The sequence below is a fragment of the Breznakibacter xylanolyticus genome, assembly GCF_003254275.1.
In the GTDB taxonomy this organism is placed as follows: Bacteria; Bacteroidota; Bacteroidia; order Bacteroidales; family Marinilabiliaceae; genus Breznakibacter; species Breznakibacter xylanolyticus.
The window spans coordinates 24585-40954 of record NZ_QKZK01000022.1 but is presented as its reverse complement, the minus strand read 5'-3'; the positions used below and the strand labels follow the sequence as shown (position 1 = coordinate 40954).

Here is a 16370-nt window from a genome sequence, read left to right as displayed (position 1 = left end):
AAATTATGGAGCAAGCAATTGTAAAAACCGATTACTGTTTTCCCGGTCAAACCAGTGTTTACAAAGGGAAAGTGCGCGATGTGTACGGCATTGGCAACGACTACCTGGTGATGGTGGTGAGTGATCGCATTTCGGCTTTTGATGTGGTGTTGCCCAAGGGGATTCCCTACAAAGGGCAGGTGTTGAACCAAATTGCCTCGAAGTTTTTGGATGCCACATCCGACATTGTTCCCAACTGGAAGGTTGCAACGCCAGACCCAATGGTGACCATTGGCCATTTGTGTGAGCCATTTAAAGTGGAGATGGTGATACGCGGATACCTAACCGGACATGCCTGGCGCGAATACAAGTCAGGGAAACGTATGCTTTGTGGGATGCCCATGCCCGATGGCATGAAGGAGAACCAACAGTTTGCCCAACCCATCATCACCCCCACTACCAAAGCATCCGAAGGTCACGATGAGGACATCTCCCGTGAAGAAATCATCAAACAAGGTTTAGTGTCGGAAGCTGATTATCTTATGCTCGAGGAATACACCCGTCGCTTGTTTGAACGAGGCAGCCAAATGGCCGCCGAAAAGGGACTGATATTGGTAGATACTAAATATGAGTTCGGCAAAAAGGATGGTAAGATTTATCTCATCGATGAGATTCACACGCCTGATTCATCGCGTTATTTCTATGCCGATGGATACGAGGAGCGTTTGGCCAATGGACAGGAGCAAAAGCAGCTCTCCAAAGAATTCGTGCGTCAGTGGCTCATCGAAAATGGGTTTCAGGGCAAAGAAGGCCAACAGGTGCCCGAGATGACCGATGCATTCATTGCCAGCGTGTCGGAGCGTTACATTGAGTTGTATGAAAACATCACCGGCGACAAATTTGTCAAGGCTGATGCATCCAGCGTAGCGACCCGCATCGAAGCCAATGTGAATAAGGCATTGGAAACACTTCGCAAATAATAGACGAACGCGTTGTTGATATTTCAATCCGGCAGAGTTTTTTTGCCGGATTTTTTATGCGATCAACGCAAAAAGGATATGAATAAAATGAGATATTAGACAGATAGATGAGATTCAGGAGATGGATGCAGCTAGTTTCTTGCTTTATCTCATCATCTGCCTGAACGTCTAATGTCTTCTTCTATTAACGACATTATTATTTATCCATTTCAAATGAACAAGCTGCAACTGATCAAACAACTGATTCCGGGTTTACTGCCATTGCTGATTTACATGGTGGCCGAAGATATATGGGGAACCACCACGGGTTTGATTGTGGCCATCGTTTTTGGGGTGGGAGAACTGGCATGGGGAATGATCAGAAAACAAAAGCCCGACCGATTTTTGTTGATTGATATGGGGTTGATTGTGGTGATGGGGAGTGTGTCAGTTTGGCTCGACAACGATGTGTTTTTCCGCTTAAAGCCGGTGGTCATTGGTGCGGTGATGGTGGTGATGCTGGCCGTGGTGGCCTGGGGACGTCAACAATTAATGGAGTCGATGACTCATCGGTACATGAACCACATGACCGTGAACCCTTGGCAAATGTGGGAGATGCAACTGTCGTTTCGCCGCATGGTGGTGGCGTTGGGGGTATACACATTGTTGACCCTGGCGGTGGCACTGTGGGGATCATTGCGCTGGTGGGGCATCGTGAGTGGTCCGGGCATGTTTGTGGTGATGGGCGTTTATTTTTGCATCGAATTTATATTCAAACGTCATCAGCAAAAAAAATATGCAACCCAAGAGTGGCTGCCCCTGACCAATGCTCAAGGTGAAGTGTTGGGCAAAGCGCCTCGTAGTGTGGTGCATGGGGGTTCGCGGTTATTGCATCCTGTGGTGCATTTGCATGTCGTGAACCACAAGGGAGTTTATCTGCAAAAGCGACCACTTCATAAGCAGATACAACCCGGGAAGTGGGATACAGCCGTGGGCGGACACGTGGATGTGGGGGAATCTATCGACAAGGCACTGGCACGCGAGACGGTTGAGGAGATTGGATTGACGAGCTTTAGAGCGCGTTTGCTTGGGCAGTACGTGTGGGAGAGCTCTGTGGAACGAGAACTGGTATATAGCTTCATCACTGCCGACGACCACGGAATTAGTTTTAATCCCGGTGAACTCGATGATGCCCGATTTTGGTCGATGGAAGAGATTCGAGCCAATCTGAGGAGAGGGGTATTTACGCCTAATTTCGAGCGCGAGTTTGATGAGTACTTGGGGGGATGTTTTCTCTGAATTTATTCATTCGCTTCAGGTTTTGGTTTTGAGGCTTTAAAAATTGAAGAGAAGATATATGTCTTTAATTCTCCAGCAGTGTAGTAAAACCGGCAGTTGGTCAAAATGTTGCGAATGCGTTATTAAAAGTTAATTAATTTTGAAACAGAGTTTTCCGATGACGCATTATTTGATGGCATGTTATTGTTAATATCTTACGGTTATGAATAGTAAAATCGTTTGTTTTTTTATGCTCTCTCTTTTTTTTGTCGCCTGTGGAAAGGATGATGATGATGGGGGAGGAGGTGGTGATTTATCCGTTTCTCAGGCGCTTATTCAATTTTCTTCAGGCAAAGATGCCAGTTTGGTCAAGGTGATCTCTGACAAGAGTTGGAAGGCCTCTTGCGATGCCGATTGGATGTCGTTATCGGCCAATTCCGGAGACCAATCCACTGCCTTTTTAATTGGAGCTTCTCCCAACCCTCTCTTTGAGCGAACTGCAAAGGTGATTATTTCTTCCGGAAACGCCACACAGACCATTGAGGTGGTACAAAAAGGGGTCTCAAAAATTGAATTTCAAATTAACGGTGTTCCCTTTACGTTTTTGCCGGTGGAGGCCGATACCACTTTCTTTCTTCAAGGCGAAACTTACTTCTCCTCCCGGAGTGTCTTTCTCAGCAGTTACTTCATTTCCCAAACCGAAATCACCAATGCACAATGGCAAGCCGTGTTGGGATCTTTGCCTTACGTCGACGAAAGCAGTAAGCCACAAATGCCCGTTGTGGTCAATTACAACACCATCGCCAATGTGTTTTTACCCAAAATAAATGCCCTTGCGGACTATCGCTTCCGATTACCCACCGAACACGAATGGGAGGTGGCTGCCATGGGGGGGATGCTAAGCAAGCAAACCAGCTTTGCCGGCAGCATCTATATCGACGAAGTGGCCTGGCATTATTTGAATTCTGAAGGACGAAAACACGTCGTTGCTTCCAAAAAACCCAATGAGCTGGGGTTGTACGATATGAGCGGCAATGTGAGTGAATGGTGCAGCGATTGGTATGTGCTGTGGACCGAGCAAGCACCGCCGCCATCTACTTTAACCAATCCTGCAGGGCCAACAACAGGAACTTTAAAGGTGATTAAGGGGGGCGATTTCAGTGCTGAACGGTTTGAGTATGACCGTAACAACTGCCGCATCTCATCCCGAAATTTTCTTCCTCCCGACATTAGCACCGAAGCCTTCCTTTATGATGGTTACAATCACCATACCGGCTTTCGATTGATTATTTATAAATAATTGCTTATGAGAAATTTATATATATTGTGGCTCCTCTGTTTTGTTGCCTATGCGGGTGTCTCGGCTCAAACAGTGATAAAAATGGACATGCCCAGGCAAGCCGACAAAGCCTTAAAGGTCGTTTCTCTTTTTGATGACGAAATTCCTCAGGGCGTGCCTGTGGTACTCGGTCTGATGGGTTATGACATTGAGGGGGGGGCAGCACCTTATCAGTTCGAATGGCTTTTAAACAATCAGGTGATATCGACCACTGATGTGGCTGTGTTTACCGCCAATAAAGGGGATCAGCTGGTGCTAAAAGTCATCGACAACACCCAGTGCCAGGCTTCTACCGCTTTTAACCTCAAGTTCGCTCACCTGGAGTCCGTAAAATCTTATGCGCTATGCATTTATCCAACCCTGGTAATCGATCACATTCAAGTTGATCTCCCTGATGAGTGGTGGGGTGAAGAGACTTGGGTGAGGATTTTTGACTTGAAAGGAAAGGTGGTTGCGTCACAATTCATTCTTCAAAGTCAAAGTATCCCCGTGAACCTGGTGCCTGGATCTTACTTTGTCTCCGCTAAATCTAAGTGGGAGCATCGGGTTGAGAAAATTATTGTGCGTTAATGGTGTTCCTATGCTTCGAAGTTTTATATTTTTTTGGTTTAAACAGTGTCTTATGAAGGGGAAGTTGAAATTTATACCCGTTGTTTGCTTATTATTGGTCAATGCTGTTGCAATGTCACAAAGCAGGGATGCGAGTGGCGCCAGGCAACTGGCAACCGAATTTTTTAAAAATCGCCGGGTGATTGGCGCTGAGGGCAATACCGTTTCATCCCTTAAGTCTGCGAGTTCCATTGCTAAAGTCTATCAATCGCCCGACCATGTCAAAACACCTCTGTTTGTGTTTGATAATGGCAATGGCGGATATGCCATGGTTGCTCAATGCAACAATGCTTATCGGGTGGTTGGATATTCTGATGATGGGCGTTTTGATACGGCCAATATTCCTCCTCAGCTAGGAGAGTTGATGAATTTGTACCAGGATTCATTGGTGTTTTATGCCTCTTCTCCTCTCAAAAGCGCCAGTGCTGCGGTGGTGACTCCCTTGTTGGGCAATTACAATATTCGGCTTAATCAGTTTTCGCATGGCGAAGTTGGCGGGTGTCCCACCGGATGTGTGGCCACGGCCGTTACCCAAATCATGTTGTATCATGCAGCCCGACGAGGCAAACCCATAAATGGGTATGGCGCTCATTGTTATCAGGATGCCTCACATGGCGAGATTTGTGCCAATTTTGAAGGAAACACCTATGATTCTCATGAATTGTTATCCTTTCATGTGGGTAACTCAATGGAGATGCAATATTGCGGAAGCCCTTACGGAAGCATTCCGAACAAGGATTTTCCCGCCGGATTGGAGAAATATTTTCATTATTATACGGCTCAAGCCGATGTGACCCATGAGTATATCATCAATGAGTTAGAACAACTGCGCCCTGTTTATATCTCACTCTCGGGTGAACCCGTAGGGCATGCCTTTGTTGTTGATGGCTGCGACAGCCGTGGTTTTTATCACGTCGATTTTGGATGGGGAGGGAGTTTCAATGGCTATTATCTGTTAAACTCAAATGAGTTTTTTGGTATCAATAATCTGAAGTTTTTCAATAATATTCGCACCCCTCTGGTCATCACTCCTGAACCTAAAAAGGCAAATGTGCAGGATTCTCTCGCGCTGGTGGCCATTCATCATGCCTTGGGGGGTACGCCGGCCACCAAATGGGATTTGTCAATGCCTGTATATAAATGGCCCGGTGTGTTGTTGTTCAACGACAGGGTGATAAAATTATCCATTTCATCTGCCATCCCTCCCGCAAGTGATCAAAGTATCTCTCCAGAAATCGGTAAACTTACGGCCTTGAGGGAATTATCTTTCTATGGATGTTTGAATGGTAACATTCCTGCATCCATCTCTAACCTGACGGAGTTGCAGAGTCTCGATATTGTCAATACTTCCATTTACATTGAGCCGAATTTTTATAAAGGCAACCTGATGGGGCAACTGCCCAATGATATTGACCGACTTCAAAAACTCAAATCTTTAAACATTTCAAATGGGCTGGGGGGTACGCTGCCTGCTGCAATTGGCAATTTAAGCAACCTCGAAATGTTACGATTGACTCAGATTGTCTCCGAATTTGGCCGGGGGAATCTCTCGGGTAGCATTCCGGCAACCATTGGTAATTTAAGTAAACTCAGGGTGCTCAATATTTCTAATCAAAATTTGTCTGGAACAATCCCCGCGTCTCTCAACGGGCTCTTGCAATTGTATGATCTGGATTTGTCGGGAAACCTGTTGACCGGCAATGTGCCGATGATAAACCTCCCCAATCTTGAGTATTTGAATTTGAGTGAAAATTTATTGACGGGTTTTGAAGAAGGAGACAGCCATTGCCCTGTGTTAAAACGTTTGGATTTGCATCAAAACCAATTAGCCGGCGATTTGCCCTCATACATTGGGAATTTTGGCGACCTTGAATTCCTGGGACTGTCCGATAACTTGTTGTCATCCATCCCTGAATCCATTGGCAATTTAATCCTTCTCGAGAAAATTGAACTCAACAACAACCGTTTAACGGCTTTACCTTATGGTGTGGCTTTGTGCGTGAGTCTTCATTCGCTTTCTGCAAACCATAACCTTATCACTTCGGTTCCCGATAATTTGGGGCAGTCTGGTAATTTGGTGTTGTTGGACTTAGCGTTTAATAATTTGACAACCATTCCGGACGATTTGGGGAATTGTCCCTCTTTGTCTCAGTTATTTCTCAACGACAATCAAATTACAGCCATTCCGGCTTCGTTAGGAAACATCAACGACAATGCGACTGTGCTGCTCGAGAACAACGATTTGCAGGGCTCCATTCCCCTCAGGCTCATGCAAACCGAACTTAATAAATTTGTGCGTCTCAATAATAATCGCTTTGTGTTTGATGATATTCCCCAGGCCGACAACCTCAAGTTTGGGGTGCGCGATCAAAAAACGGTTGCTTTAAATAAACAGGTGTTTAATGTCCAATTGGGCGACACGGTCATTATTGATATTCGTGATATTAGTAGAATGAAGCTTCCGACCAATGAATATTACTGGTTGGCATATCCTGAATTTCAGTCTCTCATCATTAAAGATGCGCGACTCGAGGGCGTGGGCGAAGGTCCTGTTTTAACTCTCGTTATCAACGAGCAAAATATCAACAATAAATATTACTGCAAGGTCTTTAACCCCGCTTCACCTTCTTTTGAATTTGCTTATGGGGGATCTTCCGATTCTTATCCCTGCATGTTCAATTTAAATACCGAACCCATCAGTTTTCGATTGGCTTCTGATGAGGAAATATTAGCCGAAAGTTATACCGAAGGACATGTGGGAGCACAGAGTAATTTAGTCAATCAATCTGTCAGTGACCGAACCGTCACCCTGGTACCTCCCTTGCACGTGAAACGGGGCAACATTTATTGGGAGGCATCTTCTGATGGCACGACTTGGGAGAAGGTGTCCGATAAAATGACGAGGATCGATTTGAAAAGTAACGTGAAAAGCATCAGTGAGCAGGCTTTACTGCTTGAGCCTAAGAATAATGCCTACTACCGTTGCTGTCTGGATGAGCAGGGATGTGACCCAAAGTACAGCGATCAGTTGTTGGTTAAAGCCTTGGGAACAGTATTGTTTGATGAGGTCATCAATGTGACTCAAAACCTGAAAACAATCTCTGTCGATAGCATCGAAGTGGTGGTTCCTGTTAACTTTCATGATGCTGACTTTAGGCTCACAATCACCAAGCTCGAAAATGGCCCTGCATCACCCAAAGGCGTGGTGGCGGGTATGGGATACGATGTGTCGGTCAGTTTTGCCGATTCCTTTGATATCCCGTTGTTGATTAAGCTGAAGAATATTGACAAGTTGAAGGTTAACGAAAAGGAGATCAATCGTTTTGAAGCCGTTTATTATGATGACAAGAATCAGTTGTGGAAACCTTTTGAAAATGCCCGCTTGAGCTTGAAAGACAGCACGCTGAACATTCTTACCCATCATTTGACCAAAATGAAATGGTGGTGGTATGCCGAAGAGTATCGCAGGGGATATACCGATGTATATGACAGAAATAATATCCTGGTATTTTACAATGAGTTTCAAGAAGAATTTTTGAATGCAATATATGGTCGTAAAAAGCCTAAGCAGCCTTGGCATGTTGCCGGTGTTCCGTTGATGGTGCAGGACATAACAGAGTATCTGCCCATGGTCATTAATAAGTATAAGTCTTTGGGATTGACCGTACCTGAAGGCAAGTTTAAAGTGTATGTCCATAATTTTTCAGGGGAAGCCGATGGTGAAGTGAGCATTTTGGGAATGCTTCAGGGCTACCTTACCATCTCGCAGGATATATTAAAAACACCCCAATTGCAGCAAGCCTTGGCGCATGAATTCATGCATTACACACAGGATTACTATATTTCGGCCAATGGTGGTAATCTTTTTTGGATGGAAGCCCATGCCACTTTGTCCGACCGGATTGTTTGGGACGACAAAGCCATTCCCGAAGCGGAGTCTGAAGAGTTTCTCAAGAAGAGTTTGGAATCCTCCAAATTTCCTTTTGCAAACTATATTTCAAATTCGTGGGATCACTGGGATAGTTCTATGTTAACCGCTTGGATGTCGGGAACTCGTGAATATGGCTATTTGGCAGGTACCTTCATGCATTACATGCGCAGTTGGAGACCGGGGGTCGAAAAGCTAGAGCCGGCAACCCTTTTGAAAGAAACCAGTTGGTTTGGTGGTTGGCGAACCTATTTGGGCAATTACGTCAGCAAGTATTTAAATTCGAATTTGGGCGATGAGTATGAGGCGTATGTAAAGTATCTGCTATCGGGTGAAAACGATCAGTTTACCATCATCAACAAAAAGGGTAATCCTTTTGCATATATACAAAATTATAGAAGCAAAAAGGTGTTTGCCCACCCGGTGACTTATCGATTTGCTAATGGCGACGATAAAGTTCAAATCGATCAAGTGGAAGTGAATGTTCCTTACATGGCTTCTAAAATCATCATGCTCGATAATATCAATCCAGATACCATGGTGATGGTCAGCTATAAACGGAAACATGAGCTCGATCAAGATCACAAGGTGTATCATGTGACTTACGATGCTGAGAAATTGAAAATGAACTTTGTTGATATCAGCGACTCGCTTCAGTACAGCTTTTTGTTAGAGAGCCGTAATAAAGATAACGCACGCACTAAATTTAAAAATACCAGCTTCTTGCTTTTAATCAATAAGGAATACATCGAAGCCAAAGATTTTGATGCATCCATTGAATTGACTGCAATGCCCATTATGAATATCGAAAACATAGCCATGTTAGATATCTACAATGGCAGTTGGCCATATAAACATACTTTTACAAATGCTTCCGACTATCTCTCCATCGGGACTCCTGGTGCCAAATGGTTGAGCCAAGTCACCGGTTTCAGGGTCGAAAACCATCATCAGTCCGTGAGCCGGCAACTTCTAAATAGTCATACTTATCGTACTATTGCTACTTTCACTAGGGTTATCGATCAGGGTTTTATTCTGGGCATGCCTTCCATGAAGGATAGTACCATTTATACCCAAACCATCGATCACGATGTTGTTGCCGGTACGCTTTTGATCACCGAAAAGGAGCTGTGTTATCACAAGCAACACACCTTTATTGAATTTGTTTACGGAATAGATGGAAACGTTGAAGAGCGGTTGGTTTACAAAGGGTATGTTGATTACATCAAAGAACGAGAGGAGACCTATGGGTTAGATGATTTCATCGGCTTTATACAGCCTGCTGCTTCTACTGGTTATGATGAGGTTTATGGGGATAATATCCAGGAGTTTAAAACCGGCAATACTTCAGATACCAAACAGGTCGTAAGCAAGTTGAATGCTGTTGTTCGCAAAACCAACTACGATAAGTTGGGTGGTGTTGTTTCAGTTGAAGAGAACTCTTATGTTGCAACGGATTTTTCCAACCCCAATCTGGTTCTTTATTTTATCATCAAAACCAAGGCCGATTGATTTGATCATTGTCATTGGAGGAGGGCAACTTATTTATGCTTGGTGTTGCCGAGGCTTTTTATCGTGTCTGGGGGCGCGGCTAGCTCCATCTGATTATGGAGGAGTGTTTTATAACCCTGTCAGGTTTTCAAATCCTGACAGGGTTTTTTTTGTGCGCCCGGCATGGGTGATAACTCCGGGTGTAAGTCCTGAACACGCTCGGTCGTAAGAAGTTTTGTGATGCATTTGGGTGTCACATGTCTCTGGCAGGGCAGGGGGATATAATGTAGAAGTAATTGTGAATGACATCAATCCGATGCACTGTCGAAAGGGGCATCATCCCTGTATGATAAAAATTGCCGGTCGCTTGTGAAGATCCGGCTTCGGGCTTTTTTGCCATTGGGCAATGGTGCGCGTGGCGATGAGTTCCGTGGTGAGGGTGATATCGCAGGCAATGCACAGACGGGTGGCCGGTTTACAAATGGCCAGCATGTCATCGAGTAGTTGTAGGTTGCGATAGGGGGCTTCAATAAACACTTGCGACTGGTTCTCCTTCATTGAGCGAAGCTCAAAGCGTTTGATGGCTTCCGTTTTTTCGTTTTTCTTGACGGGCAGGTAGCCGTTAAAGGCAAAGCTTTGACCGTTCATGCCCGAGGCCATTAGCGCCAACAAAATGGACGAAGGTCCTACCAATGGCATCACCCTGATGTTGCGTTCGTGTGCCAGTGCCACCAGGGTGGCGCCCGGATCGGCAATGCCCGGACACCCGGCTTCGCTCACAATACCTACATGATGTCCTTGAGCGATGGGAGCCAGCATGGCCGGCAGCTGCGAGAGGGAGGTGTCTTTGTCGAGAATGGTGAAGTGCAGAGCGTTGATGTCAATGTCCCTGTTCACCTGCTTGAGGAAACGGCGCACTGTGCGCTCGTTTTCGACCACAAAGTGACGGATCGTCGAAATCAGACGGCACACATCTTGGGGTAACACATGGTCGATGGCGCCTTCGCCAAGCGGACTGGGGATGAGATAAAGTTGTCCTTGCATCGCAGATCTGTTTAATGGAGCACAAAAATAGACATCCCCAAACAATAATCGTCTCTGGCTACCGGGAAATATGCCGCAAAGATTGGGCGGGAGTCTTAAAACCGCAAGGCTTGTGTTGGATGCCCCGTACGAAGCCATTATATTTGTGGGGTAAATCATCATTCGGACATGCCTCATACATCTCCTTACATTGCCCATTCCGTATCCATTGCCGCTCACCAAGGACGTCTCACGTTTCTAGGGACGGGTACTTCCATGGGGGTGCCTGTGGTTGCTTGTGATTGCGAGGTGTGCACCAGTGTCGATGTCCGTAATAACCGTTTGCGTTCCTCAGTATTGATACAGGTAAAGGGCAAGCACCTACTCATCGATTGCGGTCCCGATTTTCGCCAGCAGATGTTGCGAGCCAATGTCAAGCACCTCGATGCCATTTTGCTTACCCATGCCCATTACGACCACATGTCGGGGCTCGATGATGTGCGGGCTTTCAACTGGCAAGTGCAGGGCGCCATGCCCATTTATGCTGAGCATAGTGTTCATCAGGACATGAAAACCCGTTTCGATTATGCTTTTCAGACCTACAAATACCCAGGAGTGCCTGAGTATTCATTGGTTGAGATAGGGGAGAAGCCCTTTCAATGCATGGGGGTGGACGTGGTGCCAGTGCGCGTGTGGCACCACCGTTTGCCCGTCCTGGGGTTTCGGGTGGGGAAGATGGCTTACGTCACCGATGTGAACCGCATCGACGAGCCGGAGTTGCAAAAGCTCATGGGGCTGGATGTGCTGGTCATCAGTGGGCTGCGTTTCGAAACGCACATTTCGCATTTCACCTTGCCCGAAGCGCTTGATGTCATTGCCCGGGTAGACCCTCGTCGGGCTTTCATCACCCACATTGGCCACCAGTTGGGGCTGCATGCCGATGTTGAGCGCCAGTTACCCGACCATGTGCGGTTGGCATACGATGGCCTGGAGATTGATTTTGAGCTTTAGCGGTTGCCCTTTGCTGGCAACGTCTTTAAAAATAAACCAATGGACGCGCCGGTGGTTGCCATGTAAAAAAGTCCCAGAAAAATAAATGCCTCCGACAGTGACCATTGGTCGGTAAACCAGCCAAATAGCGGAGCCACCACGGCAAAAACAGCTCGTATGATGAGGCTGCGTATCGACAGTACCGTGGCTCGGATGTGCGACCCCGTGATTTGGTTTACATAGTCCTTTAATACAGGGGTGGCGATGCCTCGGGCGATGTAAAACAGGACAAAGCAACCAATAATCCATCCCGACTGAAAAAAACCGGCCACCATAAAACTGCCGGTGATGATGAGTGTGGTGACCCATACGGTGGTGGTGGGGCTTAAGTAACGTTCTGCTTTATAGGCTGAAAGGGTGGCAAAACCCACCACCAGGTTCAAGGCCATGGCCACCATACCGATTTGGTATTCACGATAACCGATGTGCGCTAAATAGAGTTGGATGACCCATGCCATGGTGAGTGTAGCCGCCCCAATGATGGACGAATAGACAATGTTCCATCGCAACGGGCGGTTGTCGATGAGCGAATGGCGCACCACGCCCCATATCTCTTTCATGCCCATGGCCATGCGTTTACTATGCAATGGGGGTTCCACCAGCATCAACGCGGCTGGGATGGCCATGAGGGCGATGCCTGTTTGCACAAAAAATGGGAAACGCAGGCTGATTTCGGCCAGGGCACCCCCCGTGATGCCAGCCATGGCTTCGGCAAAGTTGCCCACTGAAAAGTTCTGACCCTCGTATTTCACGTACAGGTGGTCGCGACCGGTAACTTTGAGCGAATCGTACAGCAAGGCCGAGTCGGCTCCCGAGATGCAGCTCATGCCAAAGCCTAGTGTCATTTCGGCCATCAAAAATGGCCAATATCCCGTCATTAGTGAGTAGATGACAAAGCCCAGGGTGCCAAAGATGCTACCAATGATGATGGTTTTGCGTCGCCCGATGACATCGGCCAGGTAACCCGATGGAATTTCGAATATGACAATGCTGATGGAGTAAAACGCCTTCAGACGAAACGACTCCTCGGCATTGAAGCCCATTTCTTTATAAAACAACATCATGATGGGTGCCGTGAGCATGAACCACTTGGCTACCTTGATGATGTTAAGCTTAATGATGTTGTGTGATATGTTGTTTGCCGGCATGATCTTTTTTGTGTGGTGCAAAAATAGTTCGATAATAGGTTGTCGAACCATCGATGCCGATTGTTTTATTTTTAGAGGCATCGTTTTTTTACCAATGTGTTGGAATTAGGGGTGTTTTCTTTCAAATTAACCGATGATTTTAAAAGTGGTGATAAATTTGTTTTTCAGAAAGGGAAAAATGTGTCAGGTTGTTAAAAATTTTATATTTTTGGCAGATTTTATTCTGCAAGGATATCATCAGGCTAGAGAGAGAAATATTTTAAAACCTTCTTTGGGTGAAAGGGTTATCTTTTTGCTGAGAGGGTTCACGAGAGGAAGTACAATATTTAAAACATCATGGTAAGTCATCTTTTTATACCAAAAAACTACAAGTCATATCTTGATTTGATACAAACGGAGCAGGCCATTCAAATCATCAAGGACTTTTTTCAGTCAAGTTTATCGTCTGAATTGCGTTTGCGTCGGGTGACGGCTCCTTTGTTCGTGATGAGAGGCACCGGCCTGAACGACGACCTCAATGGATCGGAGCGGGCAGTGTCGTTCCCCGTTAAGGACATGGGCGATGCTCGTGCCGAAGTGGTTCACAGCTTGGCTAAATGGAAACGGATGATTTTGGCCGATTACAAAATTGAGTCCGGATATGGTATTTATACCGATATGAACGCCATCCGTGCCGATGAAACCCTCGATAACATCCACTCGCTTTATGTGGATCAGTGGGACTGGGAGCGTCACATTTCATCGGAGCAGTACAACATTGCTTTTCTCAAGTACATTGTTCGCAAAATATATGAGGTGATGAAGCGCACCGAATACGTGGTGTACGAGAAGTTCCCCGCCATTCGTCCCATTTTGCCCGAAGATATTTTCTTTATCCACAGTGAAGAACTGTTGAAGATGTACCCCGGTATGACAGGCAAAGAGCGCGAAGATGCCATTGCCCGTGAAAAAGGGGCTGTATTCATCATGGGCATAGGTTGCCAGCTCTCCAATGGCGAGAAACACGATGGCCGAGCCCCGGACTACGACGACTGGACAACGCCCAATACTGATGGTTTTATGGGTTTGAATGGCGATATTGTGGTTTGGAACCCCGTCTTGGAGCGTTCTTTCGAACTCTCATCCATGGGTATCCGCGTGAGCCCCGAGGCTCTTCATCGTCAGTTGGTTCTCGAGAATGCCCTCGAGCGCGAGAATCTCATGTTCCACAAGCGTCTGCTGAGTGGTGAATTACCGCTTTCAATTGGCGGTGGTATCGGTCAGTCGCGTTTGTGTATGTTCTTTCTGCGCAAGGCTCACATTGGTGAAATACAAGCCAGCCTTTGGTCGGACGACATGCGTGCCGAGTGTGCCAAAAATGGCATCGACCTCATTTAAGATTCATTTCAACCATTGATTTGGTTCTCATATTTGCGGCTGCGAAGGATGTTTTTACATCTTCGCAGCCGCTTCTGTTTTGATATTCGTTAATATTGCACTCATTTTGTGCTTTTAAACCTTCTTTATGTAACTCTTGAGGCTTCGTGGCAGTTCAAGTAGCAATGAAGTGCTTATGCCTTACACATCGGGTGGGTGATTAATTATGGCCTCTTGGTCTTATGTTTTGATATTTAAAATTTTATACATGAAAAATTGGTTTCGTTCCCGGTTTCAGATGAACGAATTTGCAGTTTACATCTATCAATTTGTGGTTCTATTGTTGTTGTATGCCGTGTGCCGTGTGTTGTTTTTTGCCTTCAATATGGCCATGTTTCCCGGTGTCAGTTGGGGAAGTTTTTGGGTGCTGATGAAAGGCGGGGTGGTGTTTGATGTGAGCGCCTTGCTTTATCTGAATGCTCTTTATTTTCTGTTGGCACTCATTCCAGGACCCTGGCGCGATAAAGTCGGTTTTCAGCGCTTCATAGGGGGTATGTTTGTCACCGTAAATGCAGTGGGGTTGTCTTTGAATGTTATCGATTTTAAATACTACCCTTTTATCATGAAACGGACCACGGCCAATGTGGCCGATATCCTCAAAAACGAGTCGAATCTGGGTACCCTGGCCGGGCAGTTTGTGCTTGATTATTGGTATATGTTTTTGGTTTGGGGCGCCCTGGTGGCGATGTTGGTTTATTTGTTCCGAATGGTGAAGCCCCGCATTCATCATTATCAGGCCAGTTGGCTGGCTTACCCCATTGGGGTGGTGGCATTAACGCTTTTCACCGGCTTTACCATTGTGGGTATTCGTGGTGGATATCGGCACAGCACCCGCCCCATTACGCTGAGCAACGCCGGTGAATATGTGCAGTCGCCCGAAGAGGTGGCCATCGTGCTCAACACCCCTTTTAGCATCATTCGCACCATTGGAAAAAAGTCGTTCGAGAAGATGGATTTCTTTGAGACTCCCTCGCAGATGACTGCTTTGTTTTCACCCGTTAAACAACCTGTCGATACGCTTGCTTTTAATCGTAAAAATGTGGTTGTTCTCATTTTAGAGAGTTTCAGTCGGGAGCATTTTGCGTTTTTCAATCCTGCGCTTGAGGGTGGTCAATATAAGGGTTACACGCCTTTTCTCGATTCGTTGTGTAATCATAGTCTGGTTTTTCCCAATGCCTTTGCCAATGGCCGAAAATCCATCGATGCGCTGCCATCGGTGACGGCTTCCCTGCCGGCACTGGTGTTGCCTTATGTGTTGTCGGAGTATTCGTCTAATCGCGTCAATAGTCTGGCTTCTTTATTGGGATCTGAGGGCTATGCCAGCTCTTTTTTTCACGGGGCACCCAACGGTAGCATGGGCTTTCAGGCGTTTACCAATATGGCCGGATTTCAAAAATACGTGGGGCGTAACGAATTTAACGATGATACTCATTTTGATGGAATTTGGGGGATTTGGGACGAACCGTTTTTACAGTTTTTTGCTCAACAGCTGGAAGAGGAGCAGGAGCCTTTTGTGAGTACCCTGTTCACCCTTTCGTCGCACCATCCCTATAAAGTGCCCCAACAATATGAAGGTAAATTTCCCAAGGGAACCATGGATTTGCATCAGTGCATTGGCTACACCGACAATGCTTTGAGGCGCTTTTTCGAAACAGCTCGTAAAATGCCCTGGTTCAAAAACACCTTATTTGTTATCACAGCCGACCATAGTACCTTTCCGTGTCACGATGCTTATAAGACCAATGTCAATGCGTTTGCCATTCCTTTAATATTTTATGCACCCGATGGCTCGTTCAAAGGGGTTGATAACCGTTTGGCGCAACAAACCGATATTATGCCCACGGTGCTGTCGATGCTCCATTACCCCAATCCTTACATGGCTTTTGGCAACGACCTCACGGGCAACGAAAAGCCTTTTGTGATGAATTATGTTGGCGGGACTTATCAATTTATGCGCGACAGTTTGGTGATGTATTTCGATGGAAAAAAGGTGACCGGGGTGTACGATTTTGTCAACGATTCATCCTTGTCACAGAACATTCAGGCCGCAGGTGGGTTTAATGATGTGGAACTGGCCATGAAAGCCGTTTTGCAGCAGTACAACAACCGTATGTTGCAAAACGACCTGGTGGTGAAAGACTAAACCGATT

General features: G+C 46.2%; 10 protein-coding genes. 8 read left to right on the top strand and 2 right to left on the bottom strand.

Annotation, left to right across the window (positions count from 1 at the left end; genetic code table 11):
• Positions 1-5: 5 nt before the first annotated feature.
• From LX69_RS12365 to LX69_RS12345, 5 genes are all read left to right on the top strand, one after another.
• Complete coding sequence (locus LX69_RS12365; RefSeq protein WP_111446367.1) at positions 6-959, top strand: phosphoribosylaminoimidazolesuccinocarboxamide synthase; 954 nt, start codon at positions 6-8, stop codon at positions 957-959.
• Between the two features lie 213 nt (positions 960-1172).
• Positions 1173-2237 carry an NUDIX domain-containing protein gene (locus tag LX69_RS17810; RefSeq protein WP_170124373.1) on the top strand — a complete coding sequence of 355 codons (1065 nt, stop codon included), beginning with the start codon at positions 1173-1175 and terminating at the stop codon, positions 2235-2237.
• Positions 2238-2439: 202 nt separating this feature from the next.
• Complete coding sequence (locus LX69_RS12355; protein WP_111446366.1) at positions 2440-3516, top strand: SUMF1/EgtB/PvdO family nonheme iron enzyme; 1077 nt, start codon at positions 2440-2442, stop codon at positions 3514-3516.
• Between the two features lie 6 nt (positions 3517-3522).
• A complete protein-coding gene (locus tag LX69_RS12350; protein WP_146260728.1) occupies positions 3523-4125 on the top strand; it encodes a T9SS type A sorting domain-containing protein in 603 nt (200 codons plus the stop codon).
• 52 nt (positions 4126-4177) lie between these two features.
• Positions 4178-9604 (top strand): C10 family peptidase, encoded by a 5427-nt coding sequence (locus tag LX69_RS12345; RefSeq protein ID WP_221621354.1) that lies wholly within the window; start codon positions 4178-4180, stop codon positions 9602-9604.
• A 315-nt stretch (positions 9605-9919) separates the two neighbouring features.
• Here the strand turns inward: LX69_RS12345 and LX69_RS12340 are convergent, their stop codons facing one another.
• Positions 9920-10627, bottom strand: a complete 708-nt coding sequence (locus LX69_RS12340) for an SAM-dependent methyltransferase (RefSeq protein ID WP_111446363.1) — start codon at positions 10625-10627, stop codon at positions 9920-9922.
• 168 nt (positions 10628-10795) lie between these two features.
• Here LX69_RS12340 and LX69_RS12335 point away from each other — a divergent pair, with 168 nt between their 5' ends.
• Positions 10796-11617 (top strand): MBL fold metallo-hydrolase, encoded by an 822-nt coding sequence (locus LX69_RS12335; protein WP_111446362.1) that lies wholly within the window; start codon positions 10796-10798, stop codon positions 11615-11617.
• Here LX69_RS12335 and LX69_RS12330 read toward each other — a convergent pair.
• On the bottom strand, positions 11614-12855 hold the full coding sequence (locus LX69_RS12330) for an MFS transporter (protein WP_245935014.1): 1242 nt from the start codon (positions 12853-12855) through the stop codon (positions 11614-11616). The genes LX69_RS12335 and LX69_RS12330 overlap by 4 nt on opposite strands.
• A 285-nt stretch (positions 12856-13140) precedes the next feature.
• Between LX69_RS12330 and asnA the strand changes: the two genes are divergently transcribed.
• Both asnA and LX69_RS12315 read left to right on the top strand, forming a co-directional pair.
• Positions 13141-14181 (top strand): aspartate--ammonia ligase, encoded by a 1041-nt coding sequence (asnA, locus tag LX69_RS12320; protein ID WP_111446360.1) that lies wholly within the window; start codon positions 13141-13143, stop codon positions 14179-14181.
• Positions 14182-14428: 247 nt separating this feature from the next.
• Entirely contained in the window at positions 14429-16363 is a 1935-nt protein-coding gene (locus LX69_RS12315; RefSeq protein ID WP_111446359.1) for an LTA synthase family protein, read from the top strand.
• Positions 16364-16370 lie beyond the last annotated feature (7 nt).

Coding starts and splice junctions, on each gene's coding strand:
- LX69_RS12355 (WP_111446366.1), top strand. CDS start 2,440: ATGAATAGTAAAATCGTTTGTTTTTTTATGCTCTCTCTTTTTTTTGTC.
- LX69_RS12335 (WP_111446362.1), top strand. CDS start 10,796: ATGCCTCATACATCTCCTTACATTGCCCATTCCGTATCCATTGCCGCT.
- LX69_RS12340 (WP_111446363.1), bottom strand. CDS start 10,627: ATGCAAGGACAACTTTATCTCATCCCCAGTCCGCTTGGCGAAGGCGCC.
- LX69_RS17810 (WP_170124373.1), top strand. CDS start 1,173: ATGAACAAGCTGCAACTGATCAAACAACTGATTCCGGGTTTACTGCCA.
- LX69_RS12330 (WP_245935014.1), bottom strand. CDS start 12,855: ATGGTTCGACAACCTATTATCGAACTATTTTTGCACCACACAAAAAAG.
- LX69_RS12350 (WP_146260728.1), top strand. CDS start 3,523: ATGAGAAATTTATATATATTGTGGCTCCTCTGTTTTGTTGCCTATGCG.
- LX69_RS12345 (WP_221621354.1), top strand. CDS start 4,178: ATGAAGGGGAAGTTGAAATTTATACCCGTTGTTTGCTTATTATTGGTC.
- LX69_RS12365 (WP_111446367.1), top strand. CDS start 6: ATGGAGCAAGCAATTGTAAAAACCGATTACTGTTTTCCCGGTCAAACC.
- asnA (WP_111446360.1), top strand. CDS start 13,141: ATGGTAAGTCATCTTTTTATACCAAAAAACTACAAGTCATATCTTGAT.
- LX69_RS12315 (WP_111446359.1), top strand. CDS start 14,429: ATGAAAAATTGGTTTCGTTCCCGGTTTCAGATGAACGAATTTGCAGTT.